Source organism: Ewingella allii (genome assembly GCF_044430645.1).
GTDB classification, from domain to species: domain Bacteria; phylum Pseudomonadota; class Gammaproteobacteria; order Enterobacterales; family Enterobacteriaceae; genus Ewingella; species Ewingella allii.
Window position 1 is genome coordinate 633,255 of record NZ_JAWUDN010000001.1, and the last position, 25,372, is coordinate 658,626.

A 25,372-nucleotide genomic window follows, 5' to 3' on the forward strand; every position below is an offset into this window, starting at 1 on the left:
GATCGCGGGCTAACAATAATTTTCCCTGCTGAGTCTTAAGAAATAGCGTATTTAATTTTTCAGAATTCTTAATAACTCCCGCTATGTGACTGAAATAGTTACTCTATTCATTATCGAATATATCGGTTGATTCACATTTTTCCTATTTTCTTTACAGATAACTTGACGCGCCTTAAGGTTAAATTAAGCTTGTGTTGGCAATGTTTCCGATTATTTCGGCTCGGCGTTTAATTATTGTTAAATCAAACCGCTTTAGAGTCTGAACTGAGTTATTACCTCTTTGGGATTGGGATAGTGTCATGGAAAATTTTTTGCCTTTCTCTCGCCCGTCAATGGGTGAGGAAGAAATTGAGGCTGTGAGTCAGGTTCTGCGCTCTGGTTGGATCACCACAGGGCCACAGGCGAACCAGCTCGAACAGGATTTTGCGGCGACCTTCGGATGTAAGCATGCTATCGCCGTCGCATCGGCAACGGGGGGGATGCACGTCACCCTGATGGCCTTGGGCATTGGCCCTGGCGATGAAGTCATTACCCCTTCTCAAACTTGGGTTTCCACCCTGAACATGATTGTTCTGCTTGGTGCAGAGCCGGTTATGATTGACGTTGACCCTGATACGTTAATGATCAACGCAGACGACGTCGCGGCGGCAATTACCCCACGCACCAAAGCGATTATTCCTGTGCATTACGCGGGCGCCCCGTTGGATCTCGACCCTATTTATGCTCTGGCTAAACAGCACGGCATCGCCATTGTAGAAGATGCGGCGCACGCGGCAGGCACGCGTTATCGCGATCGCTGGGTGGGTTCGCAGGGCACGGCCATTTTCTCTTTCCACGCCATTAAAAACATGACCTGCGCCGAGGGTGGTTTAGTGGCCACTGACGACGACGAGCTGGCAGCCAAAGTGCGCGCGCTTAAGTTCCATGGTCTGGTGGTCGATGCCTTTGATCGTGAGGTGCAGGGGCGTAAGCCGCAGGCCGAAGTGATTGAGCCGGGCTTCAAATACAATCTTTCTGACATTCAGGCCGCGATTGCCGTGGTGCAACTGCGCCGTCTGCCTGAGATCAATGCCCGACGCACCGAGCTGGCGAATCTCTATTTAGAGAAGCTGCAGGGTTCACCTTTCATCCCGATGAAATCCCCTGACTACCCGCACCTGCACGCCTGGCACCTGTTTATGATCCGCGTCGACACCGATCGTTTAGGCTTTAGCCGCGACCAGTTGATGGAGCGTTTAAAAGCCAAGGGTATCGGCACCGGACTGCATTTCCGTGCGGCCCACACGCAAAAGTATTATCGCGAGCGTTATCCAGAACTTAGCCTGCCGAATACTGAATGGAACAGCGAGCGCCTGTGCAGCTTACCTCTGTTCCCCGATATGCAGGACAGCGATGTTGATCGCGTTGTTGCAGCCCTTTTTTCACTTCTGGAGAAGCAGTAGTGGCGCAATTTGAACCCATTCGTAAAGTTTCGATCGTTATTCCGGTCTATAACGAAGAAGAGAGTCTTCCAGCACTGCTGTCGCGTACCCAAGCAGCGTGCCGCCAACTGACTCAAAAATATGAAATTATTTTAATCGATGATGGCAGCAGCGACCGTTCAGCCGAAATGCTAACCGAAGCGGCTGAAGTCCCTGAAAACTGTGTCGTTGCGGTGCTACTTAACCGTAACTACGGCCAGCACTCGGCGATCATGGCCGGTTTTAGCCACATATCGGGCGATTTGGTTATCACTCTGGACGCTGACTTACAGAATCCGCCGGAAGAGATCCCGCGTCTGGTGGCCAAAGCCGAAGAAGGTTATGACGTGGTGGGTACCGTGCGTGCTAATCGCCGCGACTCCTGGTTCCGCAAGTCCGCCTCAAAGGTTATCAACATGATGATCCAGCGCGCCACCGGTAAATCCATGGGTGACTATGGCTGCATGCTCCGCGCTTACCGCCGCCACATCATCGAAGCCATGTTGCACTGCCACGAGCGCAGCACTTTTATCCCTATTTTGGCCAATACCTTTGCGCGCAAAACGGTGGAAATCCCGGTGCAGCACTCGGAACGCGAATTTGGCGATTCTAAGTACAGCCTGATGAAACTCATCAACCTGATGTACGACCTAATCACCTGTTTGACCACCACACCGTTGCGTATGCTCAGCGTAGTGGGCAGCGCCATCGCGCTGTTTGGATTCGTGCTGGCGGTCTTCCTGATCCTCATGCGTTTGATTCATGGTCCAGTTTGGGCCGCTGAAGGCGTCTTCACGCTCTTTGCCGTCTTATTTATGTTTATTGGTGCACAGTTCGTGGGTATGGGATTACTCGGTGAATACATCGGGCGTATCTACAATGATGTTCGTGCGCGTCCCCGTTATTTTGTTCAAAAAGTCGTTGGAATACGTTCTGACGAAAACAGCCAGGAAGAAGAGTAATGAAAGCGATTGTATTTGCCTACCATGATATTGGTTGCGTGGGGCTTCAGGCCTTAGTTGACGCGGGTTATGACGTACAAGCAGTATTTACTCATACTGATTCGCCAGACGAAAATAACTTTTTCTCTTCCGTAGCCCGCGTGGGCGCGGGTTTGAACCTGCCGGTTTATGCACCGGAAGATGTGAATCACCCTCTGTGGGTTGATCGTATCCGTGAATTGCAGCCCGACGTGATTTTCTCCTTCTACTACCGCAACATGCTCAGCGAAGAAGTGCTGTCGCTGGCACCGCAGGGCGCTTTCAACCTGCACGGCTCTCTGCTGCCTCGCTACCGTGGCCGCGCGCCGGTTAACTGGGCGCTACTGAAAGGCGAAAGCGAGACAGGCGTGACCCTGCATAAGATGGTTAAACGCCCTGACGCGGGTGACATCGTGGGCCAGCTGGCGGTGCCAATCAGCAGCGACGATATCGCGCTGACGCTGCATGCCAAAGTGCGTGACGCGGCAAAAGTGCTGTTGACCGACGTCCTGCCAAAAATCAAGCAGGGCAACGTGACGCTGACTCCGCAAGATGAGTCTCAAGCGAGCTACTTCGGCCGCCGTACCGCCGCTGACGGTGAGATCCACTGGCACAAATCTGCGACTGAAATCAATAACCTGATCCGTGCCGTGACCGAACCTTACCCGGGTGCTTTCACTTACCTCGGTCAGCGTAAAATGACTATCTGGCGTTCACGTCCGCTGGCCACCGCCCACGACAAACAGCCGGGCACCGTGCTGTCCAGCGATCCGCTGGCAGTGGCTTGTGGCGAAGGCGCGCTGGAAATTCTGGCGGGCCAGAGTGAATCCGGTCTCTACGTTCAAGGTTCTCGCCTGGCGCTGGAACTGGGCATCATGCCTGACGTTAAACTCAGCTCGCTGCCAACGGCGGTGATGAAACGCCGCACTCGCGTGCTGATCTTAGGGGTTAACGGCTTCATCGGTAACCACCTGAGCGAGCGCCTGCTGCGCGAAGATAACTATGAAATTTTCGGTCTGGACATCAGCTCTGATGCCGTGAGCCGCTTCATGGATAACCCGCACTTCCACTTCGTTGAAGGCGATATCAGCATTCACTCCGAGTGGATCGAGTATCACATCAAGAAATGTGACGTGATCCTGCCGCTGGTGGCGATCGCAACGCCAATCGAATACACCCGTAACCCACTGCGCGTGTTCGAACTGGACTTCGAAGAGAACCTGAAAATCGTTCGTGACTGCGTGAAATACAAAAAACGCATCATCTTCCCATCCACTTCTGAAGTGTATGGCATGTGTGACGATAAAGAGTTCGACGAAGATACTTCTCGCCTGATTGTTGGCCCAATCAACAAACAGCGCTGGATCTACTCGGTGTCTAAGCAGCTGCTGGACCGCGTTATCTGGGCTTACGGCGTGAAAGAGGGGCTGCGCTTCACCCTGTTCCGTCCATTTAACTGGATGGGTCCGCGTCTGGACAACCTGGATGCAGCCCGTATCGGCAGCTCACGCGCCATTACTCAGCTGATCCTCAACCTGGTTGAAGGTTCTCCCATCAAGCTGGTTGACGGTGGCGAGCAAAAACGTACCTTTACCGACATCACTGACGGTATTGAGGCGCTGTTCCGCATCGTCGAGAACAAAGAAGATCGCTGTGATGGCCAAATCATCAACATCGGTAACCCAACCAACGAAGCCAGTATTCGCGAGTTGGCCGAGATGCTGCTGCGTAGCTTTGAAGCTCACCCACTGCGTGACCAGTTCCCGCCGTTTGCCGGTTTCAAATCCGTGGAAAGCAGCACTTACTACGGCAAAGGTTATCAGGACGTTGAGCACCGCACGCCGAGCATCAAGAATGCCAAGCGTTTGCTGGGCTGGACCCCTGAAATCGCGATGGATAAAACCGTCGAAAAAACCCTCGATTTCTTCCTGCGTTCGGTTAATCCAGACAACAATCAGGCATAACGGTAAGGCTGCATGAAAAAAGTCGGATTACGAATTGATGTCGATACCTGGAGCGGCACCCGAAAGGGTGTCCCTCAGTTACTGCGAGTTCTTGCGAAGCACAATGTTACTGCCAGCTTTTTCTTCAGCTTAGGTCCGGACAATATGGGGCGTCATTTATGGCGCCTTTTGCGTCCGCGCTTTCTGTGGAAAATGCTGCGCTCCAATGCCGCTTCCCTTTACGGACTGGATATTTTGCTGGCGGGCACGGCGTGGCCGGGTAAGCAAATCTATCGCGATTTCGCGCCATTGATGAAACAGACCGCCGAGCAGGGCCACGAAGTGGGGCTGCACGCGTGGGATCACCAAGGGTGGCAGGCGAAAGTCGGCAAATGGTCAAAGCCACAGCTGGAGAAGCAAATTCGCCTCGGCCTGGATGCTTTGCAGCGCAGCATCGGACGCCCGGTTGATTGCTCTGCGGTGGCGGGCTGGCGCGCTGACCAACGGGTTGTCGATGTGAAACAGACCTTTGGTTTTCGCTACAACAGCGACTGTCGGGGTAAGTTTCCCTTCCTGCCCTTATTGGAAAACGGCCAAACGGGGACGGTGCAAATACCTGTCACTTTACCGACGTATGACGAAGTGATCGGCAGTGAGGTGACTACCGCGACCTTTAACGATTTTATTCTCGACGCCATTAAGCAAGACGATGGCGTGCCGGTGTACACCATCCACGCCGAAGTGGAAGGGATGTCGCTGGCAGACATGTTTGACGATTTACTGACGCGCGCTGCGCAAGAAGGCATTCAGTTCTGCGCCATGGGCGAGTTACTGCCCGCTGACCTGAGCACCTTGCCGGTGGGCCGCGTCGTTCGTTCAACCTTCCCAGGACGGGAAGGGTGGTTAGGTTGCCAGAAAGAAGGTCTTTCCTGATGTCCAAAGCGTACAAAGGTGTGTGGAGCACCGTACTGTTAGTGTTCTTCGCGCTGGTCTATTTAGTGCCTCTGAATACTCGTTTACTGTGGCAGCCTGATGAAACGCGTTATGCCGAAATCAGCCGCGAGATGTTGCAGCGCGGCGATTGGGTGGTGCCTCATCTGTTGGGATTACGCTATTTCGAAAAGCCGGTGGCGGGCTATTGGTTCAACAATATTAGCCAGATGATCTTCGGCGAAACCAATTTTGCCGTACGTTTCGGCTCGGTCTTTTGTACGCTGCTCAGCACCTTGCTGATTGGCTGGCTGGCGATGCTGATGTGGCGTAACCGCCAGAAGGCATGCATTGCTGCCCTGATTTATCTCTCTTTCACACTGGTGTTCAGCATCGGAACCTACAGCGTTCTCGACCCGATGATCACCTTGTGGATGACCGCCGCGATGGTTGCCAGCTACTTCTGTATGCAGGCCGTCACCACTAAGCAAAAAGTCGGCAGCTGGATCGCCCTCGGTTTGGCCTGCGGTATGGGCTTTATGACCAAAGGTTTTCTGGCGCTGGCGCTGCCGGTTATTGCCGTACTGCCGATCATTGTTCGTGAACAACGCTTCAAAACCCTGTTTGGCTGGGGGCCGCTGGCGGTGCTGAGTGCGCTAGTGCTAAGCCTGCCATGGGTGCTGGCGATTGCTCTGCGCGAGCCTGACTACTGGAACTACTTCTTCTGGGTGGAACATATTCAGCGCTTCGCCGAGCAGAATGCCCAGCATAAAGCGCCGTTCTGGTACTACATTCCGGTGCTGTTTTTAGGGGCTTTACCTTGGATGGGGCTGCTGCCTGGAGCATTAATCAGCGGCTGGACCAAGCGCGTGATGCGCCCGGAGCTGTTCTTCCTGCTAAGCTGGGCCTTGATGCCACTGATCTTCTTCAGCGTGGCGAAAGGCAAATTGCCGACATACATCCTGCCGTGCTTTGCGCCGCTGGCGCTGCTGATGGCCGATCACCTCGAGCAGATCCGCCTCTCCGGCAGGCTGCGTGCGCTAAAAGCCAACGGCATTATTAACATCATTTTTGGTGTTATCACCGTGCTGGCCGTGGTGGCGATTTCCGGCCTGACGCCTCTGCACATCAAACCGGTGTATACGCCAGAAGAGCACTCGCGCGTTGCCATCGGCATTCTGTGCTTTGTGCCTTGGGCCTTGGCCGGGGCGCTGAGTCTGACCTCGCTGCGTGACCGCTGGTACTGGGCCGCCGTTTGCCCGGTGGTGCTGGCGCTGCTAGTGGGACAGGCGATCCCGCAAAAAGTGGTGGATTCCAAGCAGCCACAGGCCTTTATGGATACCAATCTTGCCTTACTTCAGCATAGCCGTTATGTTCTGGCGGATAACGTTGGCGTGGCGACAGGCCTGGCCTGGACTCTCAAGCGCAGCGACATTCTGATGTATGACGAGAAGGGCGAAGTGGAATACGGCCTGGGCTATCCCGACGCGGAAGGGCATTACATCAGTGCTGCAAACTTCCCGGCGTGGCTGCAAGCGGCTCGCCAGCAGGGGGATGTCTCAGTGGTGATCAAACTCGACAGCAAAATCAGCACGACGTCTGAATTGCCGCAGGCCGACCAGCGAGTGCAGATGAATCGCCTGGCCTTACTCTTCTACCGTAAGTTGCCATGACTGGTTACTTCTTCGTCTTAGTGGTCAGCATACTGACCTGTGCCGGGCAGCTTTGTCAGAAGCAGGCGGCACAGGTCGGCGGCGACTCCTTCAAACCTGCCATACGCTGGTTCATCTTGGCTATTGCCTTACTCGGCTTGGCCATGTTGTTCTGGCTGCGCGTGCTGCAACAAATTCCTCTCAGCATTGCTTATCCCATGTTAAGCCTGAATTTCGTGCTGATCACCCTGTGCGCACGCTGGATTTTCAAAGAGCATGTTGACCGCCGCCACTGGTTGGGCGTCGGGTTCATCATGCTGGGGATAGCCTTAATGAGTATTAACGCATGACCCGTGCAGATACCAAGCGTGGATACAGCTGGGGCGTCGGCAGCCTGCTGCTAGTGACGCTCGCGCAACTCTTATTGAAGTGGGGAATGGTGCAAATCCCGTTGTTCTCACTGTCAGAGCTGCGACTTTCTATTATTTTCAATAACCTGACGGCACTGGCGGCGGTGACAATTGGCATCATGTGTTATGCCTTTTCCATGCTCTGCTGGTTCTTCGCGCTGCGAATTTTACCGTTGCACCGCGCCTATACCTTGCTCAGCCTAAGCTATGCGTTGGTCTATCTGGCTGCGGTAACACTGCCCTGGTTCAATGAAAACGTCCATTTATTGAAAACCTGCGGCGGGATACTGGTGATGTTTGGCGTCTGGTTGATCCACAGCAAGCCGAGCGAGCAGCCACACTGAAAGCGATAAATTCCAATGAATTTGCGATTTTCGATTGGATGACGGATAAAATAGCGTTAGATTCTTTTTATCCTCTAATAACCTGCTCTTAGAGCAAGGCGACATCTGACAGGGACCGTTCTGCCTGTTGATATCGTTTGACCGTCATCCCGAAAGGAAGGACTGCCATGCGTTGGACCACCGGAACCTTGTATTCTCTGCTGGTATTAGCTGCTCTGGTACTCAATGGTTGTAGTAGCCACGCGCCGCCGCCGAGCGGCAAGTTATCCGACTCCATTGCCGTGGTGGCGCAGCTCAACGATCAGCTCAGCCAGTGGCGGGGCGCGCCTTATCGCTATGGTGGCCTGCAACCTAGCGGCGTCGACTGTTCTGGATTTGTCTTCCGCACCTTCCGCGATCGCTTCGGCATGGTGTTACCTCGCACCACCAGCGCGCAAACTGAAATTGGCACTAAAGTCTCCCGAGACGAACTGCTGCCGGGAGATTTGGTGTTCTTCAAAACCGGCAGTGGTGAAAACGGCCTGCACGTCGGCATCTACGACACCGGCGACCAGTTTATTCACGCCTCCACCAGTCAGGGTGTGACGCGATCATCGCTAAATAATGTTTATTGGCGAAAGGTGTATTGGCAGGCTCGCCGCATCTAAAATTCCGCTTCATCCTTCAAGCTGCTCCTGCGTTGGCTGCCCTCGCGAAGCCAAGTCACTTACTTATGTAAGCTCCTTGGCTTCGTTCAGTTGCCGCCTTGACGCAACTCGAATGATTTTGCGGAATGTTGTGGAAGATTTCGCGGTATCTTTTGATGTTTATTGTCTATTCCCTCGCAGGCTCTGCGTATTTGATCGGCTTTTTTGCTGATATCATCGGGTGAAACTCTTTCAGGATGAAACGTGATGAAACCTATCAGATTGCTGCTTTCCGACTCTTATGATCCCTGGTTTAACCTTGCCGTTGAGGACTGTATTTTCCGGCAGATGACCAGCCAGCGGATTCTCTTTCTGTGGCGTAATGCCGAGACGGTGGTCATCGGGCAGGCCCAAAACCCGTGGAAGGAGTGCAATACTCGCCGGATGGAGCAGGATGGGATTCGCCTGGCGCGTCGCAGCAGCGGCGGCGGGGCGGTGTTTCATGACTTAGGCAATACCTGTTTCACCTTTATGGCCGGCAAGCCGGAATACGACAAAAGTGTCTCCACCGCCATTATCCTCAATGCGCTGAACGCGCTGGGCGTCAACGCCAGTGCCTCAGGCCGCAATGATCTGGTGGCGCAAACGGCGGACGGCGAGCGCAAGATCTCCGGCTCAGCCTATAAAGAGACGCAGGATCGCGGTTTCCACCACGGTACGCTGCTGCTCAGCGCCGATCTCAGCCGTCTGGCCGACTACCTCAATCCTGACCCCAAAAAGTTGCAAGCCAAGGGCATCACTTCGGTGCGCTCGCGGGTGGCTAATCTCAATGAGTTAATTCCTGAGATAAATCATCAGCAGGTGTGTGACGCCATTATTGACTCATTCTTTGATTGGTACGGCGTGGAAGTGGAGCCGGAAATCATCTCTCCTGATGTTTTCCCGGATCTACCCGGCTTCGAGGCACAGTTCGCCAAACAGAGCAGTTGGGAATGGAATTTCGGCAAAGCGCCGGCCTTTAGCCATCTGCTCAATGAGCGTTTTGTTTGGGGCGGCGTGGATATCCACTTTGATGTATTAAAAGGCCATATTAGCCGTGCACAGGTGTTCACCGACAGCCTACACCCCGCGCCATTGAACGAATTGGCGGTTGAACTGGTTGATACGCCGTATCGTCCAACCGAGGTAGAAAACGTCTGCCGACGCATCATTCAGCGCTATCCGGCTCTTCAGGCAGAATTAAGTGAATTGCAGCGGTGGCTGGTCAGCTGCATTCAGTAAAAACAATCATTCTAATAAGCCTTCTTTTTGCTGAGCAACTCACTAAAAGAGGGTTCATTTCCTAAGTTGCGCTTAATGTTCGCTAACGATAAGATTGAAGTGTAACGCCCTGTTTCACCCCCCTAACATTTATAAACAGACTGTTATATGGGGGTATAATTCTAAAATCAGTTTCATGATGTAAAGCGGGAACTTAGCAGCAGACTTAACACCAGACAGGCACTTTTTTGGTATCGATAATAAGAGTGATTACCGGCTGATAGAGTCAGAACATCATTCTGGTTTGATTGGTATACAACAAAGTTATTAATCAATGTGTAGTGCCGTTGATGTTTTGGAAAAAAATGAAAATACAATTCGATACGGCCTTTAGCAGCAACTATTTGTGCCAGCCGATATATTCAAACAAGGGCAAACTATTAGCCGTTGAATTAATTTGTCGTTTTGCGAGCACAGACAGCAAGCTTATTATGCCGACTGAACTGGTTTTGAACTTATTAAACACACAGCAACTCTCTCGTTTTTTGTCCGAACAAGTGGCCTTTGCAAAAGAACATGCGTCCTGGTTTGAGAAAAATCAGGTGATCCTCAATATTACTGTAGAAGAAAAGTTAGCCAATATTATTATTGATAATGATGAATTACGTGATGAATTTAAGCAGTTGAGCTTTATTCATCTCAGTATCAATGAGTCTTTTCCACAACTCTCTGCTGGCAAAAAGAATGCCCAATTAGTGGCATTGAAAAATAATTTCACCCTTTGGCTCGATGGAATGGGATCGGGTAATGCCAATATGGCACCGATTTTCGACCATATTTTCACCTGGGTAAAACTGGATAGGGCGTTGTTCTGGGAGTTATACCAAGGCGAAAATTTCACCATTATTTTGCCCTCATTGTTAAGAAATCTTAATAGATTCTGCCGCAATGTGGTGATCGACGGCTTAGACAGTAGCGAGTATTTTGAGGCGTTAAATAAAACTGAGGTTCAGGGCATGAAGGGCATGCTTTGGCCGGGTGTTGAAGCCGCAGCGCTGGACACCTTGCTCGAGAGCCCCCCTCAATTTCATTAATAGACAACGCCATCATCAAAGATAAGATGCGTCCAAACCCAGTAAATTAGGCTTTACTGGGTTTTTCTTTGCCTGCCGGAGCCTAATCTCCCTGTTTTTACTCCGTGTTAATCACCCGCAGGCAGTTCTACACTGAAAGAAAGGGGGATTTATGCCACAGTTTGAACACCACTATGCGGACCAGCTGGCGGGTTTTTATACCGCGCTGCAACCGACGCCGCTGCAAGGCGCAAAACTGCTCTATCACAGTGAACCTCTGGCCCAAGAATTGGGGCTGGATGAAAGCCTGTTTAATGCTGAGCACCGCCCATTCTGGACGGGCGAGGCCTTCTTCCCCGGCATGAAGCCGCTGGCGCAGGTCTACAGCGGCCATCAGTTTGGCGTGTGGGCCGGGCAGCTTGGCGACGGGCGCGGCATTCTGCTTGGCGAGCAGGTGCTGGCTGACGGCCGCCGCTTTGACTGGCATTTAAAAGGCGCCGGTTTGACGCCCTATTCCCGCATGGGCGACGGCCGCGCGGTGCTGCGCTCGGTGGTTCGCGAGTTTTTAGCGTCCGAGGCGCTGCATCATCTCTCCATTCCGACAACGCGCGCGCTGACTATCGTGACCAGCGATGAGCCGGTATTTCGCGAACAGGCAGAGCGCGGGGCGATGCTGATGCGCGTGGCGGAAAGCCATATCCGCTTCGGCCATTTCGAGCATTTCTATTATCGCAAGCAGCCCGACCAGGTGAAACAGCTGGCGGATTATGTTATTTCCCACCACTGGCCGCACCTGCTGGAGAGCGAAAGCGACCCGTCGACGCGTTACGCGCTGTGGCTGCAAGAGGTGGTGGAGCGCACGGCAAAACTGATTGCCCAGTGGCAGAGCGTCGGCTTTTCCCACGGCGTGATGAACACGGATAACATGTCGATCCTCGGCCTGACCATCGACTTCGGCCCCTATGGCTTCCTCGACGACTATCAGCCGAATTTCATCTGTAATCACTCCGACTATCAGGGGCGCTACAGCTTTGATAACCAACCGGCGGTGGCTTATTGGAACTTACACCGTCTGGCCCAGACGCTGTCGGGATTGATGAGCGCCGAGCAGTTGCAAGGGGCGGTAAATGCCTATGAGCCTGCACTGATGAAGGCGTACGGTCAGCTGATGCGCGGCAAACTTGGGTTCTTCACTGAAAATAAACAGGATAATGATTTGCTGACCGGGCTGCTGAGCATGATGGCGAAAGAGGGGCGGGATTACACCCGCACCTTCCGCCTGCTGAGTGAGGTGGAGCAGCAACAGTCGCTGTCGCCGCTGCGCGATGAGTTTATCGACCGTCAAGGCTTCGACAGTTGGTATCAGCAATATCGCCAACGCCTACAGCTGGAAGAGCAAAGCGACGCCGAGCGCCAACAGGCGATGAAGCAATCTAACCCGCGGGTGATTTTGCGTAACTATCTGGCGCAACAGGCGATTGAGCGAGCCGAGCACGACGACATCAGCGTGCTGTCTCAACTGCATCAGGCGCTGCGAGATCCTTACAGCGATGCGCCGCAGTATGACGCCATGGCCGCGCTGCCGCCGGACTGGGGCAAGCATCTGGAGGTTTCCTGCTCTAGTTAACATCTGCGGGCAAGTCGCCATAAAAAAGGGTTCAGCATGCTGAACCCTTTTTATATTCATACTTTGGCGAGTCGGCTATTGGCGCAAAAACACCTGAGGAACAGGGCTTTCAGGATGCAAATTCACCCCGAGATCCGCGTGATACCACTGGCCCAGCGTCTTGACGGTTAGCACGTCCGTCGGGGTACCGGAGGCCACCACTCTGCCTTCGTGCAGCAGCACAATGCGATCGGCGTAGAGCGCGGCGAGGTTCAAATCATGCAGCACGCAACATACCGCCAGCGGGCTTTCGCGAGTCAGCCTGCGCAGCAATCGTAAGGTGTGCTGCTGGTGATAGAGGTCAAGGGCCGAAGTTGGCTCATCCAGAAACAGCCAGCGCGGAGTGGGAGTCGGCTGCCAAAGCTGCACCAACACTCTGGCGAGCTGCACTCGCTGCTGTTCGCCGCCGGACAGCTCGCGGTAATTTCTGTCCGCCAGCGTCAGGCAGTCGGTTTGCTCCATCACCTGCTGCATCGCCTGCGCGTGGTGCCCCTTGGCGTGGGGGGCGCGCCCGAGGTTAATCACTTGGCGCACGCTGAAGTTAAAGGCTAACTCGCTACTTTGGCGCATCACCGCGCGCTTGCGGGCCAGCTCCTGCGGTGCCCAGTCGGAGAGGGCTTTCCCGGCTAATTCGCAATACCCTGCATCGGCCTGTAAGAAGCCGGTGAGTAAACGCAGCAGGGTGGACTTGCCCGCGCCGTTGGGGCCAATCAGCGCCACCACTTCACCACTATTGAGTTGCAGCGAAACATCATCGATCAGGCAGCGCGGCCCGGCGGTGAGCCGCAGGTTTTCAGCGCGCAGGCTGGTTTGAGAGTGGCTCATCGCGGTGTCCCCGGACGCAAAATCAACCATAGGAAATAGGGGCCGCCAATCAGGCTGGTTAACAGCCCGACGGGCATTTCCGCCGGGGCGACCAGCGTTCGCGCCAGCGTGTCCGCCAGCAGCAGCAAACAGGCGCCGCCGAGAGCCGAGCCGGGTAACAACCAGCGATGATCCGCACCCACCCGTAGACGCAGCAGATGAGGGATAACCAGCCCGATAAAGCCAATCACCCCAGTCACCGCCACGGCGACACCCACTAGCAGGGCGCTAATCAACAGCAGTTGTAGCTGGGTGCGGCGAACATTCACCCCGAGGTAATGGGCATCTTCATCGCCTAGCTGCAGCAGGTTCAGGCGACGCGACAGCAAGAAGGACGCAACACAGGCTGGAAGAATAAGGGTTGCAGCGACAATCAGCGTCGGCCACTGCGCCTGCCCCAGACTGCCCATCATCCACAGGGAGAACTGGCGCAGCTGCTGGTCATCACTGACGTAGGTCAGCACGCTAACCATAGCGCCACAGATGGCGTTGATGGCGATCCCGGCCAACAGCAGCCGGGACAAATTGCCGTGGCCGAAGCGACTGAGGGTAAACACAATCACCGACACCACCACGCTGCCCGCGAAGGCAGCGAACATCTGCCCATAAAGCGCGATGATTGGCGGCAGCGACATGGGTAGCACAATTGACATGGCGACAAACAGGGCCGCGCCGCTGCTGATGCCAAGTAGGCCAGGGTCCGCTAGTGGATTGCGAAACAGCCCTTGCATCACCGCGCCCGAACAGGCCAGCGCGCAGCCTACCAGCACCGCCAGCAGCACGCGGGGCAGGCGGATGGTCACCCATATTTGCCAAAGCCCGTCATCCATATGTCGGCTGAATACACTGCGCAGTGGCACGGAGAGCGCCCCGGCGTTCATGGCGATGGCGGCTAAGATCAGCAGAATGATCGCCAGACCCGCCAGTACCCGCACCGGGGTACTGACGCGTGAGTGGGCGAGGGTGGTCATGGTGCTCATTATTTTACCTGTTCCGCGGCCTGACGAATTTTAATCAATACGTCGGGCGTTTCGAGGCCAAAACCGAGCAGCGCCATATCGTCAAGGACCAGCACGCGGTGGTTTTTACCGGCGGGCGTTAAGGCAACGCCGGGTAATTTCCACACTTGTTCAAGGCCGCCCAGCGACTTCATGCCGTCAGTGGTTACCATCAAAATGTCTGGCGCGCTGGCAATAATACCTTCCTGCGCGAGAGGGCGATAACGGGAGAAACCTTGCATGGCGTTTTGCGCGCCAGCGGCGGTGATCATGGCATCTGCGGCCGTATTCTGACCGGCGGCCAAAGCATTGGTACCGCCGTGATTCATCACAAACAGTATTTTCACTGGCAGAGGGCTGTTAGGCACTACCGCCAGTTTCTGGCGGTAGGTGGCAATCAGTTTCTCGCCTTCTTGCTGGCGGTTGAGGGCATCGGCAATTACTTCAATCTTTTGCGGCACGGTGTCCAGCGTGGTATTGCCCGGGATGCGTACCACTTTGACGCCGTTCTGCGCTACCTGCTGCAAGACCAGAGAAGGCTCGGCCAGCTCGCTGCTCAGCACTACGCTTGGCTTCATCGCCAAAATGCCTTCCGCGTTAAGCTGGCGCATATAGCCGACGTTCGGCAGCTTTTTTACCTGCTCGGGATGCAAACTGGTGCTGTCACGCGCCACCACTTCATCGCCTGCGCCTAGCGCATACACAATTTCAGTCACGTCGCCGCCTATACTCACCAAACGCTCTGCCGCGTGCGCCAGTGGGGAACAGGCCCCGGCCAGCGCGATCGCCCATGCACTCAACCGACGTTTCATGCTGCGACGCCCTCGCTGCTCAGTGCGGCCACTTGTTCACGCCACTGGTTCTGCTCTGGCTGGCCTTCGGTGCGTTGGCCGTAAAGTTGCGCGATTTGCGTGCCGTCTGCTGCGAACAGCTCAAGGCTGGTGACAAAACCGTCTTTGGTCGGTTTGCGGGTCACCCAGCTTTCGGCGATGGCGCTTTCAATCAGATGCATGGTGAAGCGCGAGTTGAAGATATTGATCCACTCACCGTGCGGGCGGACGCTTTTGATCTGGCCGGTGAAGATCTGCACACAGCCCGCATTGCCGATGAAAATCATAATTTCATTCTGCTGGTCGCGGGCGGCTTCGAGGATATTTGCCAATGAACCGTTATCCACGCGATAAGCCAGGTCATCGCCAACGGCCTTGAATGCCTGCTGGCGGCTGAGGTTGTGGCGTTTCAGCAACTGGAAGAACTGGTGAACGTCAGTCATGGCGCGCCATTCGCTGTCGATATCGCCACTGGCTGCTTGCGTTTTCACTTCGGCCTTCACCGCAGGAACCAGCTCAAGAGCCGGGTTTTCAGCGCTGCGATATTGCGCAATCAGCGCATGCCACGCGTCCATGTCGGTTTCGTCGGTGGTATAGACTTTGTGCACCGCGTTGCCCTGAGCATCAAAGAATTGAATGCTATGACGGTCGCCTTTCGGGTGGCTCTCGGTCATGCAGAAAATATGCTGCCAGTGCTGAAGGAACAGTCGCAAATCCAGTTCACGCGGATTGAGGATCAGACCGGCGTGGCCGTTCAGGTGCTGGTTCTCATAGCGGCCCATTTGCTCATGGACGGCAAACTCATTGCGGGTGATGGATTTGGTCACGCCGACTTTTTCAAGGGCGGTCAGTAAGGTTCTGGCATCAACATCCATACGACCCGCATCATGGCTAACGCGCAGGGAGGTCAGTTCCGCTTCGCTGATCCCCATCATCTCCGCCAGATCGCGAGCATACTTGCCCGGATTCGCTTCTTTAGCTTGCAGATAACTCTGGTAATTTAATGAACTCATTGCTCTCTCCTCATCTTTTTTATTGATAGCGCCCGGAACGAGGCCGGGCGATTTTAGGGGGGCCTTACAGTGCCATTACCACTGATAGCTGACGAACAACTTAGCGTTGCGGCCGTCTTGTGGAATGCCCTGTGGTGAATAGGATTCTTTGTCGAAGGCGTTGCCCAGCACGACGGCGGTGGTCATGCCTTTCCAACTGTCCTGACCTTTATAGCTCACATAGAAGTCATTGATGGCGTAGCCCGCCTGCTGCGCCGTGCCGGTATTGACGTGGGTTGAGCGTTCAACAAAGGTGCCCACCCAGCCGAGAGAGAAGGCGGACTGCGCGATAGGCACGTCGAGGCTGCTGGTCAAGGTGTCTGGGTTGATGCTGTCAATCCAGTCGCCGGTGGCTTCATCTTTACCGCGAGTCCGGTTGTAGGCCACGTCCCAGGAGAACAGATCAGTTTTGTAGCTCATCATGGCATCCCAACCCCACAGCTTTGCGCGGTCGATATTGGTGGAGTAGGTGCTGCAATCGATGCAGTAAGGCCCGGTGCGCCCAACGCCAAGCTTCATGTTTACCGCCGTGGTGATGTAATCCTTGGCGTTGGTATCGAAGTAGCTGGCTTTGAATTGCAAATCATCATTGGCCATCATCAAGTCGTTGAAACGCAGACCGAAACCGTATTCCTGCGTGGCGTTGGTTTCAGGTTTCAGATTGGGGTTCGGCACCCAATTGTTGACGATGGTGGTTCGGCCCATTGGGATGCTGAAATGCACCGAGTCGTTGTACATTTCGCCCATAGTTGGGGCGCGGAAGGCCTGCGCGTAGGAGCCGAACACCATTAGCCAGTCGGTCGGGTTAACGGTTAATGCGCCACGGGATGACCACTTGTCGGCGTCAACGTCCGCATAGCCATCGCTGCTGCCACGATAGTTGTCATAACGAGTGCCGGCCAGAATGGAAACCGGCAGGTCGCGCAGGGTGATTTCGTCCTGCAACCAGCCGGAAGCAAAGTTGATATCCGCCTGCGGGAAGCTGGTGGTCGCGCCGCCTGGGGTCTGTTCCTGCTTATAAGCCTCCGTGCCGTAGGTCAGCAAGTTCGCGGCGAAGCTGTCAGTGAACACACGAGAGCGGTTTTCGAGCTTAGCGCCTTTGGTAGTTTGCTTGCGCTTCTCTTCCGGCGTGCCCTCAGGGCGCGCATTGATATTGATATCCGAATAGTAAGCAGTGGCTTTGGCATCGAGCCAGTTCTGATCTTCCGGCTTCAGGTTGTAGCTCAGCTGGGCGTCGCGCTGAATGGTTGAGCGATCGGTCCACACGTTGCCGCTAGAGACTGCCGGGGTTTGCGGGTTTTTTGGCTCTTTCGCGTTGTTATTGTAGTAACGCAGATTTGCACTCAGAGACTGGGCCGGGTCGAGCTGCCAGGTGCCTTTCGCCAACACATTACCGATGTTCTCATCGTTAGGCGCATTGAAGTCGTCACTCTGCTTGATATCACCCACGTCGCGAGTGCCGAAAGAGAGCAAACCGTCGAAATTATCAGTTTTGCCATAGGTACTGGCACCCATGCCAAGGCTATGGTCGCCCGTCGCGCCGGTGCCGAATACGCGATAACCCATGTCTTGTCCCGGCATCAACAAATCAGCGGCGTCAACGGTTTCATAAGAGACCACGCCGCCCAGTGCGCCGCTGCCGTACAGCAAGGCCGACGGGCCGCGCACCACTTCTACGCGCTTAATCAAGCCCGGATCAATAAAGGTGCTGTTGAGGTGGCCGGTGTCGGTTCCCTGACGAATGCCGTCGACCAGGGTCAGTACTCCGCGACGGTCATAGCCGCGCAGCGAAATATCTTGCCCATTCGTACGACCTGTGCCGGAAATGCTCAGGCCCGGAACGCGGCGCAGCATGTCGGCGGAAGAAGAGGAAGTCAGGCTTTCCGCGCTGGTGCCATCAATGACGGTCACCATCATAGGGGCTTCAAAGCTGTCGCGTGGGTTACCTGTTGCAGCAACGGTCATGGTGTCTTCAGACACTTTCTTGTTGGAATCAGCCGTGGTTTTGCTGTCTTTTGCTGGGGCAGGCGTGGTGTCGGCTTGGGCTACCAGCGGCAGAGCGCAGGCAATCGCCAGGCTCAAAGTTGAAAAACGCAGCCGTGTGGTAAGGGTATGAAGCATGGGGCAATTCTCCGTATGTTTTCACATATCAATAAGATTTGCTGGCTGCCTTGATCCTTAGACCTGGGTGGCTGGCGGGTAAGTTAAAAGGGTAAACCGGTTATTTAGTCAGTATCAGTTTTCCGGCCTTGGTCTGACGCAGTTGGTAGCGTTGCCCTTGATGGATAATGGTCGCTACGCCAGCATCACCCAGCAGATCTGCACTCGAAATGCAGATTGCACCCTCGGTATTTTCCCCATGGCTATCCAGTGGCGAGTTGCCGATAGCATGAGGCGAAATGGGTTGAGTTTTGTCATTCATAGTTACAGATGTTAATAGCAATTAATATCAATGTGAGAATCATTATCAAATCATTGACACAACACATCAAGAGAAATCTGATGTTAAATCGTCAGTTATCTGAGGGTTAACCCTATTTAGGGGAGGGGAAAGGTAAAAACTGTGAGGAAAATCAGCGGGCGGGGCGAAAGATATTCTACCGTGGGGATAAAATTTGCTCATTGAAAAGGGCAAACTGAGTTGCCCTTTTGCGTGACTTAGCGCAGATAATTGGGATAACTATCAAAAACGGCTATCCACCGCCTCGGCCAGCATGTTGATCAAGGTCTCAGTATCTTCCCAGTTCAGACAAGGGTCAGTGATCGACTTGCCATAGGTGAGAGGCTGGCCTGCGACAATCGGCTGGGTGCCTTCTTCAAGGAAGCTTTCCGCCATAATGCCGGCAATGGCAGTTGAACCTGCGCGGATCTGCTGGCAGACGTCTTCAGCCACGTCCAACTGGCGGCGGTGCTGCTTCTGGCAGTTGCCGTGGCTAAAATCGACCACTAAACGCTGAGGCAAATCGAACTCGGCCAGATTGCGGCAGGCTTCCTGAAGATCGGCCGCGTGGTAGTTTGGCGTTTTCCCACCGCGCATAATCACGTGACCATAAGGGTTGCCCGAGGTGCGGTAGATAGTCATCTGCCCGGTTTTGTCCGGAGAGAGGAACATATGGCTGGCGCGAGAAGCTCGGATTGCGTCGATGGCGATGCGTGTGTTGCCGTCAGTGCCATTTTTAAAGCCTACCGGGCAAGAGAGAGCTGACGCCATTTCACGGTGAATCTGGCTCTCGGTGGTGCGTGCGCCAATAGCTCCCCAGCTAATCAGGTCGGCAATATACTGGCCGATCACCATATCGAGGAACTCAGTGGCCGTGGGCATTCCCAACTCATTCACCGCCAACAGCACTTTGCGCGCCAGCTCGATGCCGTGGTTGACGCGGAAAGTCCCGTTCAGCTCGGGATCGGAGATCAATCCTTTCCAGCCGACCACGGTGCGCGGTTTTTCAAAATAGGTGCGCATGACGATTTCCAGTCGGTCTTTATAACGTTCACGCAGAACGTTGAGCTTCCCGGCATAGTCAATGGCAGCTTCGATATCGTGAATAGAGCAGGGGCCGACGACCACTAAAAGACGGGGATCTTCACCGGAAATTATCTGTTCAATTCGCTTACGTGACGTTGTCACGCTGTTGGCGACCGACGAGGAAACTGGCAGTTTTTCTGCCAGTGCCTGAGGTGTGATCAGGCTGTCGATGCGCGTCGTACGCAGTTCATCTGTTTGTGACATGTGATTCTCGAAATGTGTTTCTTCGCTACGGCAGGAATACCGGGAAGTGATGGCGATCACAATAACGCAAAACTAGATGATTTCAACTGTAGACGGCAGGTTATGCCGTCTACGTCATTAAAAGCTCTTAAAACATCCGGCGGCTCATGCCGAAACTGTCCATTATTTTGGCCGAAATCTCTTCTACCGAATAGTTTGTACTGTTCAGATAACGTATTTGATTTTTGCGGAACAGGGCTTCAACTTCTGACACTTCCATTCGGCATTGGCGCAGCGAAGCATAGCGGCTGTTCTCCACGCGTTCCTGACGAATCGCGGAGAGGCGCTCCGGGTTGATGGTCAAGCCAAACAGCTTATGCATATGAGGCTTAAGGGCCGGAGGAAGCTGAATGTTGTCCATGTCATCGGCGGTAAACGGGTAGTTTGCCGCGCGAATACCAAACTGTAAGGCTAAATAGAGGCTGGTGGGGGTTTTGCCACAGCGTGATACGCCCAACAAAATGACCTGAGCCTGATCTAAATTGCGTAGTGATATGCCGTCATCGTGGGCCAACGTGTAGTCAATGGCCGCGATACGGGCGTCATACTTAGTGATGTTGCTGGCCGTCAGGCCGTGAGTACGATTGGCAACGGGCGTAGGTTCAACGCCTAGCTCATTTTGCAATGGCGCAACCAATGACTGCACGATGTCCTGACAAAAGCCTTCACTGCTGGCAATAATATCGCGCACTTCGCGCGAGATAATGGAATAGAAGACCAGCGGACGAGCGCCGGTCTTTGCATAGATATCATTGATTTGCTGGCAGACGGCCTTGGCTCGCCCTTCATTCTCCACAAAGGGCAGCGAGAAGGTTGTCGCATTAACCGGGAATTGAGAAAGGACCGCGTGCCCCAACACTTCCGCCGTAATGGCAGTACCATCCGAAATGTAAAATACACATCTATCCACATCAAACTCCTGAATTTCGTTAATTCGGCAAGCTCGCTCAGCCAGCATTTTCATTTATCTTTCGCATTAGATAAACAGTAATAGTCTTATTGGGTGGAAATAAAAAGCAGAAGAATTTTATTGCGCAAACTTTGCGAGATATTGCGCAAATTGACTGAGAAAAATGAAATGACATTTTATTTTTTCCGAGGTGTTACGCAGAGTTTTGATTTGCTTCAGCAGAGATTCAGCATTAGGCGTAAGGTGGTTGGCAAGAGGAGAGTGTGTTGCATGTCTTCCTGATTTGTAAGGAATTACTGGTTTTTTACAGCAAGCTGGATGGTGCCAGCTTTGGAATTTTCTTAAACAGAAATAGTTTCAGTTGCTGGATCGATTCACCTGTCCAAAGATTATTGTTCTCTATGCTAGTCTGAAATAACTGACCGTTTTTCAGTAATACGCCAATTTCCGTACATCAACTATTAGTCTGCTTATTCGTCAGCAGCCTATTGAAATTAAGAAAGGATTGTTTCATGGCCAATCTCGAACCCGATTTACGCAATGTTATCTGGTACAACCAGTTAGGTATGAACGACGTTGACAAGGTCGGGGGTAAGAATGCGTCCTTGGGGGAAATGATCACCAATCTGTCTGATTTGGGCGTATCCGTACCCAATGGCTTTGCGACCAGTTCAAAAGCCTTTAATGACTTTTTGGACCAGAGCGGCGTCAACACGCGCATCCACGATTTGCTCGATAGCATTGATGTGGACGACATTGCCCAGTTGACCAAAGCCGGCGCGCAGATCCGTCAGTGGATTGTGGAAACACCTTTCCAGCCAGAGCTGGAAAAAGATATCCGCCAGGCCTATCAGCAATTGTCTGAAGGTGAAAAAGACGCCTCCTTCGCCGTGCGCTCTTCCGCCACTGCCGAAGATATGCCAGACGCGTCGTTTGCTGGCCAGCAGGAAACCTTTCTTAACGTACAGGGCTTTGATGCCATTTTGACGGCCATCAAGCACGTGTATGCATCCTTATTTAATGATCGTGCGATCTCTTATCGCGTGCATCAGGGCTATGACCATCGCGGCGTGGCGCTATCCGCCGGGGTTCAGCGCATGGTGCGTTCTGATTTGGCCGCCGCAGGCGTGATGTTCACCATTGATACTGAGTCCGGTTTTGATCAGGTGGTGTTCATCACGTCCGCCTACGGGTTGGGCGAGATGGTGGTGCAGGGCGCGGTGAACCCTGACGAGTTCTACGTCCACAAACCAACGCTTGCCAAAAACAAACCGGCCATCGTGCGCCGCACCATGGGGTCAAAAAAGATCCGCATGGTCTATGCCGACAGCCAAGAGCACGGCAAGCAGGTGCAGATTGAAGATGTGCCCGCTGAGCTAAGCGATCGCTTCTCGCTGACCGATGAAGAGATTCAGGCGTTAGCGCGTCAGGCATTATTAATTGAAAAACACTATGGCCGGCCGATGGATATCGAGTGGGCCAAGGATGGTCACAATAACAAACTCTACATTGTGCAGGCACGCCCAGAGACCGTCCGTTCTAACGGGCAGGTGATGGAGCGCTACCAGCTCAATGGCAGCAGCAAAGTGTTGGTGGAAGGGCGTGCTATCGGGCATCGCATTGGCGCGGGTCCGGTGAAAATCATCCATGACATCAGCGAAATGCACCATGTTAAAGCCGGTGACATTTTGGTCACTGACATGACCGATCCCGATTGGGAACCGATCATGAAGAAAGCCTCGGCGATTGTCACCAATCGCGGCGGGCGTACCTGCCATGCGGCTATTATTGCCCGCGAACTGGGCATTCCGGCGGTGGTAGGCTGCGGCGACGCCACTGAGAGGCTAAAAGAGAACCAGAAAGTTACGGTATCTTGCTCCGAAGGCGACACCGGCTATGTCTACGAAGATGAGCTGGACTTCAGCGTGCAAAGTTCGGAAGTTAACGAACTGCCAGAGCTGCCGCTGAAAATCATGATGAACATCGGTAACCCTGACCGCGCCTTCGACTTTGCCTGTCTGCCGAATGAAGGGGTGGGGCTGGCGCGTCTTGAGTTCATCATCAACCGCATGATCGGCGTGCATCCAAAAGCCTTGCTGGAATTCGACCAGCAGGAACCGGCATTGCAGGAAGAGATCAGCAAGCTTATCCAAGGTTACGATAGCCCGCGTGAATACTACGTGGCGCGTTTGACGGAAGGGATCGCCACCCTTGGCGCTGCCTTCTGGCCAAAACGCGTGATTGTGCGTCTGTCTGACTTTAAGTCTAACGAATACGCCAATCTGGTGGGTGGCGAGAAGTACGAGCCACACGAAGAGAACCCGATGCTGGGCTTCCGTGGCGCGGGCCGCTATGTGTCGGACAACTTCCGCGACTGCTTCGCCCTCGAGTGTGAAGCCATGAAGCGAGTGCGTAACGATATGGATCTCACGAACGTTGAAGTGATGATCCCGTTTGTGCGTACCGTGGCGCAGGCTGAAGCCGTAGTGGCCGAGCTGGCGCGGCAAGGTCTGAAACGTGGCGAAAATGCCCTGAAAGTGATCATGATGTGTGAGATCCCTTCCAACGCCTTGCTGGCTGAGCAATTCCTCGAGCACTTCGACGGCTTCTCAATCGGCTCTAACGACATGACCCAGCTGACTTTGGGCCTTGACCGAGATTCTGGCGTGGTGTCTGAACTCTTTGACGAGCGCAACGAGGCAGTCAAGGCACTGCTGTCGATGGCAATTAAAGCCGCCAAGAAACAGGGCAAATACGTGGGTATCTGCGGGCAGGGGCCTTCTGACCATCAGGACTTCGCGCAATGGTTAATGGAGGAGGGGATCGACAGCTTGTCCCTTAACCCAGACACCGTAGTGCAAACCTGGCTGGCGCTGGCAGAAAAGAAATAATCGGCAAGTATTGCTGAACACCCAACACTTATAAGCCGTGGCCCTAAGCCACGGCTTTTTTTATGGCCAAAGGGGCAAAATAAGGGATCAGTGGGGGTAAATAAGAGGAGGGTTTTTCGAGCGATTTGCTGAATGATGGACAAAAAAAGGCCCGTCATTGGAGACAGGCAAAGACTACACACAGCAATTTCGTTTTATGCCAGCTAGGGGAAAGCTTGCATATAAATCAGGAGGTTGAAATCCAAACTGTTAACAATACTAGGGTTGCATAGTCTTTCAGTCTGTAAGAATACTCTTAATAGTAATTATTTCGATAGTTAACTAATTAACTGGGTTTATGAATGAGAAAAATGCCAAAGAGAAATTGCGCGGAAGTTTTATTGCGAGGGGATAAAAGAAGAGAAAATGCCACCTGCAAAACGCTTGCTTAAAGCGCGTGCAGGCGGCGTTTTTAAGTCTTACTCGTCGAGCGCTTTTACCACCTGATCGATATTTTTCTCAGGTTCTGGCGCTTCGTTAACCCATAAGGAAATCAGGCGATAAGAGACTGCCAGAACGACCGGACCGATAAACAGACCAATCATGCCGAAGGCGAACAAGCCACCGATAACCCCTGATAGAATCAGCAGCATCGGTAAGTCAGCGCCCATTCGGATGAGGACCGGACGCAGCACGTTGTCGAGTGAACCCACCACACAGCTCCACACCAGCAGCACTGTCCCCCAGGTATTGTCGCCGGTCCAGTACAGCCAGACGATTGCCGGGATCAGCACCAGCAGTGGCCCGATTTGCGCTACGCAGCAAACGAACATCACCACGGTCAGCACGGTAGCGTAAGGAATACCGGCGATGGCTAAACCAATGCCGCCCAATACGGACTGCACAATCGCAGTAACTACCACGCCCAGCGCGACAGCACGGATGGCTTGACCCGCAAGGATAACCGCCGCGTCGCCGCGATCGGCTGCCAGGCGGATGGCAAAGTGGCGGATGCCCATGCCAACCTGTTCGCCACGGCTATAAAGCAGGGCGCTGAATAGCAGCATCAGAGAACAGTGGACGATGAAGCGACCCAAATGTCCGGCCTGAGTGACAAACCACGAGGCAGTCTGACCGACATATGGCTGAACCTTACCCATCAACGCGCTACCGCCGCCGTTAATCAGCGAGTGCCAGCCGCTGTAGAGCTTGTGTCCCACCAGCGGGATAGCCTGTAGCCATTTAAAGTCCGGCATATGCAGGCTTGAAGGGTTGCTGGCGAGTTCGACCAGTGGTGTACCATTTTCAATCGCGCTGCTGACCAGCAGCGCGATAGGTAAAACGAAAAGCAGAATTAACAGCAGCGTCATCACTATCACCGCCAGAAAACGCTTACCCCAGAGCAATCTTTGCAATTTGATCATTAACGGCCAGGTGGCGATAACCACCATGCCAGCCCAAGCAAAGCCTAAAATAAAGGGTTGAACAACCCAAATACTGGCCACCGTCATCAGAGCAATAAACAGCACCCCAAACATAATTTGAGGTAAATCATAACGCTTCATCGGGAGATTCATTCTTGGTTCTCATAGTAAAAACAAGGCTTAAGCCCACATATTACGGACAAATACTGCTTTTCATAACTGGATAAGCATGGAGCATTTCTTCATTTTTGGACAATAGATCGCACTTTTTGTTGCGCCAGACATCTGTGCGCGCAGGCGCTATCGGTGGA

At 53.7% G+C, this 25,372-nt stretch carries 21 protein-coding genes and 1 other RNA gene; 12 read left to right on the forward strand and 10 right to left on the reverse strand.

Features of this window, described 5'->3' with window-relative positions; all coding sequences use genetic code 11:
* Window positions 1-299: 299 nt before the first annotated feature.
* From arnB to SBO83_RS03155, 11 genes are all read left to right on the forward strand, one after another.
* Window positions 300-1,442 carry a UDP-4-amino-4-deoxy-L-arabinose aminotransferase gene (arnB, locus tag SBO83_RS03105; RefSeq protein WP_396130415.1) on the forward strand — a complete coding sequence of 381 codons (1,143 nt, stop codon included), beginning with the start codon at window positions 300-302 and terminating at the stop codon, window positions 1,440-1,442.
* The gene (arnC, locus tag SBO83_RS03110) at window positions 1,442-2,422 is read left to right on the forward strand and encodes an undecaprenyl-phosphate 4-deoxy-4-formamido-L-arabinose transferase (protein ID WP_396130416.1); all 981 of its coding nucleotides are present in this window, start codon (window positions 1,442-1,444) and stop codon (window positions 2,420-2,422) included. Before arnB ends, arnC begins: the two co-directional genes overlap by 1 nt.
* On the forward strand, window positions 2,422-4,404 hold the full coding sequence (gene arnA, locus SBO83_RS03115; RefSeq protein ID WP_396130417.1) for a bifunctional UDP-4-amino-4-deoxy-L-arabinose formyltransferase/UDP-glucuronic acid oxidase ArnA: 1,983 nt from the start codon (window positions 2,422-2,424) through the stop codon (window positions 4,402-4,404). Before arnC ends, arnA begins: the two co-directional genes overlap by 1 nt.
* A gap of 12 nt (window positions 4,405-4,416) precedes the next feature.
* Window positions 4,417-5,316, forward strand: coding sequence for a 4-deoxy-4-formamido-L-arabinose-phosphoundecaprenol deformylase (gene arnD, locus SBO83_RS03120; protein WP_396130418.1), 900 nt, complete (start codon window positions 4,417-4,419; stop codon window positions 5,314-5,316).
* Window positions 5,316-6,986 carry a lipid IV(A) 4-amino-4-deoxy-L-arabinosyltransferase gene (gene arnT, locus SBO83_RS03125; protein ID WP_353502442.1) on the forward strand — a complete coding sequence of 557 codons (1,671 nt, stop codon included), beginning with the start codon at window positions 5,316-5,318 and terminating at the stop codon, window positions 6,984-6,986. The genes arnD and arnT overlap by 1 nt, the downstream gene beginning before the upstream one ends.
* Window positions 6,983-7,315, forward strand: a complete 333-nt coding sequence (gene arnE / locus SBO83_RS03130; RefSeq protein WP_353502441.1) for a 4-amino-4-deoxy-L-arabinose-phosphoundecaprenol flippase subunit ArnE — start codon at window positions 6,983-6,985, stop codon at window positions 7,313-7,315. The genes arnT and arnE overlap by 4 nt, the downstream gene beginning before the upstream one ends.
* The gene (gene arnF / locus SBO83_RS03135) at window positions 7,312-7,719 is read left to right on the forward strand and encodes a 4-amino-4-deoxy-L-arabinose-phosphoundecaprenol flippase subunit ArnF (protein WP_396130419.1); all 408 of its coding nucleotides are present in this window, start codon (window positions 7,312-7,314) and stop codon (window positions 7,717-7,719) included. The genes arnE and arnF overlap by 4 nt, the downstream gene beginning before the upstream one ends.
* Before the next feature lie 167 nt (window positions 7,720-7,886).
* Complete coding sequence (locus tag SBO83_RS03140; RefSeq protein WP_396130420.1) at window positions 7,887-8,366, forward strand: NlpC/P60 family protein; 480 nt, start codon at window positions 7,887-7,889, stop codon at window positions 8,364-8,366.
* A 246-nt stretch (window positions 8,367-8,612) separates the two neighbouring features.
* Window positions 8,613-9,626 carry a lipoate--protein ligase A gene (locus SBO83_RS03145; protein ID WP_396130922.1) on the forward strand — a complete coding sequence of 338 codons (1,014 nt, stop codon included), beginning with the start codon at window positions 8,613-8,615 and terminating at the stop codon, window positions 9,624-9,626.
* A gap of 344 nt (window positions 9,627-9,970) precedes the next feature.
* The gene (locus SBO83_RS03150; protein WP_396130421.1) at window positions 9,971-10,699 is read left to right on the forward strand and encodes an EAL domain-containing protein; all 729 of its coding nucleotides are present in this window, start codon (window positions 9,971-9,973) and stop codon (window positions 10,697-10,699) included.
* A gap of 151 nt (window positions 10,700-10,850) precedes the next feature.
* A complete protein-coding gene (locus tag SBO83_RS03155) occupies window positions 10,851-12,305 on the forward strand; it encodes a protein adenylyltransferase SelO family protein (RefSeq protein WP_396130422.1) in 1,455 nt (484 codons plus the stop codon).
* A 75-nt stretch (window positions 12,306-12,380) separates the two neighbouring features.
* Here the strand turns inward: SBO83_RS03155 and SBO83_RS03160 are convergent, their stop codons facing one another.
* The 8 genes from SBO83_RS03160 to ppsR all read right to left on the reverse strand — a co-directional run bounded on the left by SBO83_RS03160 (window position 12,381) and on the right by ppsR (window position 20,767).
* Window positions 12,381-13,199, reverse strand: coding sequence for a heme ABC transporter ATP-binding protein (locus SBO83_RS03160; RefSeq protein WP_396130423.1), 819 nt, complete (start codon window positions 13,197-13,199; stop codon window positions 12,381-12,383).
* Window positions 13,166-14,188: an iron chelate uptake ABC transporter family permease subunit gene (locus SBO83_RS03165; RefSeq protein WP_396130424.1), complete on the reverse strand. Its 1,023-nt coding sequence runs from the start codon at window positions 14,186-14,188 to the stop codon at window positions 13,166-13,168. Before SBO83_RS03165 ends, SBO83_RS03160 begins: the two co-directional genes overlap by 34 nt.
* Window positions 14,188-15,018, reverse strand: coding sequence for an ABC transporter substrate-binding protein (locus SBO83_RS03170; protein ID WP_396130425.1), 831 nt, complete (start codon window positions 15,016-15,018; stop codon window positions 14,188-14,190). Before SBO83_RS03170 ends, SBO83_RS03165 begins: the two co-directional genes overlap by 1 nt.
* Window positions 15,015-16,049 carry a ChuX/HutX family heme-like substrate-binding protein gene (locus SBO83_RS03175; RefSeq protein ID WP_396130426.1) on the reverse strand — a complete coding sequence of 345 codons (1,035 nt, stop codon included), beginning with the start codon at window positions 16,047-16,049 and terminating at the stop codon, window positions 15,015-15,017. The genes SBO83_RS03170 and SBO83_RS03175 overlap by 4 nt, the downstream gene beginning before the upstream one ends.
* A 75-nt stretch (window positions 16,050-16,124) precedes the next feature.
* On the reverse strand, window positions 16,125-18,209 hold the full coding sequence (locus SBO83_RS03180) for a TonB-dependent hemoglobin/transferrin/lactoferrin family receptor (protein ID WP_396130427.1): 2,085 nt from the start codon (window positions 18,207-18,209) through the stop codon (window positions 16,125-16,127).
* Between the two features lie 100 nt (window positions 18,210-18,309).
* Window positions 18,310-18,510, reverse strand: a complete 201-nt coding sequence (hemP, locus tag SBO83_RS03185; protein ID WP_353502431.1) for a hemin uptake protein HemP — start codon at window positions 18,508-18,510, stop codon at window positions 18,310-18,312.
* 261 nt (window positions 18,511-18,771) lie between these two features.
* The gene (locus SBO83_RS03190; protein WP_396130428.1) at window positions 18,772-19,818 is read right to left on the reverse strand and encodes a 3-deoxy-7-phosphoheptulonate synthase; all 1,047 of its coding nucleotides are present in this window, start codon (window positions 19,816-19,818) and stop codon (window positions 18,772-18,774) included.
* 127 nt (window positions 19,819-19,945) lie between these two features.
* On the reverse strand, window positions 19,946-20,767 hold the full coding sequence (gene ppsR / locus SBO83_RS03195; protein ID WP_353503985.1) for a posphoenolpyruvate synthetase regulatory kinase/phosphorylase PpsR: 822 nt from the start codon (window positions 20,765-20,767) through the stop codon (window positions 19,946-19,948).
* A gap of 512 nt (window positions 20,768-21,279) precedes the next feature.
* Here ppsR and ppsA point away from each other — a divergent pair.
* Window positions 21,280-23,658: a phosphoenolpyruvate synthase gene (ppsA, locus tag SBO83_RS03200; RefSeq protein ID WP_396130429.1), complete on the forward strand. Its 2,379-nt coding sequence runs from the start codon at window positions 21,280-21,282 to the stop codon at window positions 23,656-23,658.
* A gap of 139 nt (window positions 23,659-23,797) precedes the next feature.
* Here the strand turns inward: ppsA and rprA are convergent.
* Together rprA and ydiK are read right to left on the reverse strand one after the other, a co-directional pair.
* Window positions 23,798-23,908, reverse strand: an RNA gene (rprA, locus tag SBO83_RS03205) — antisense sRNA RprA.
* A 208-nt stretch (window positions 23,909-24,116) separates the two neighbouring features.
* Window positions 24,117-25,214: an AI-2E family transporter YdiK gene (gene ydiK, locus SBO83_RS03210; protein WP_396130430.1), complete on the reverse strand. Its 1,098-nt coding sequence runs from the start codon at window positions 25,212-25,214 to the stop codon at window positions 24,117-24,119.
* Window positions 25,215-25,372: the final 158 nt, after the last annotated feature.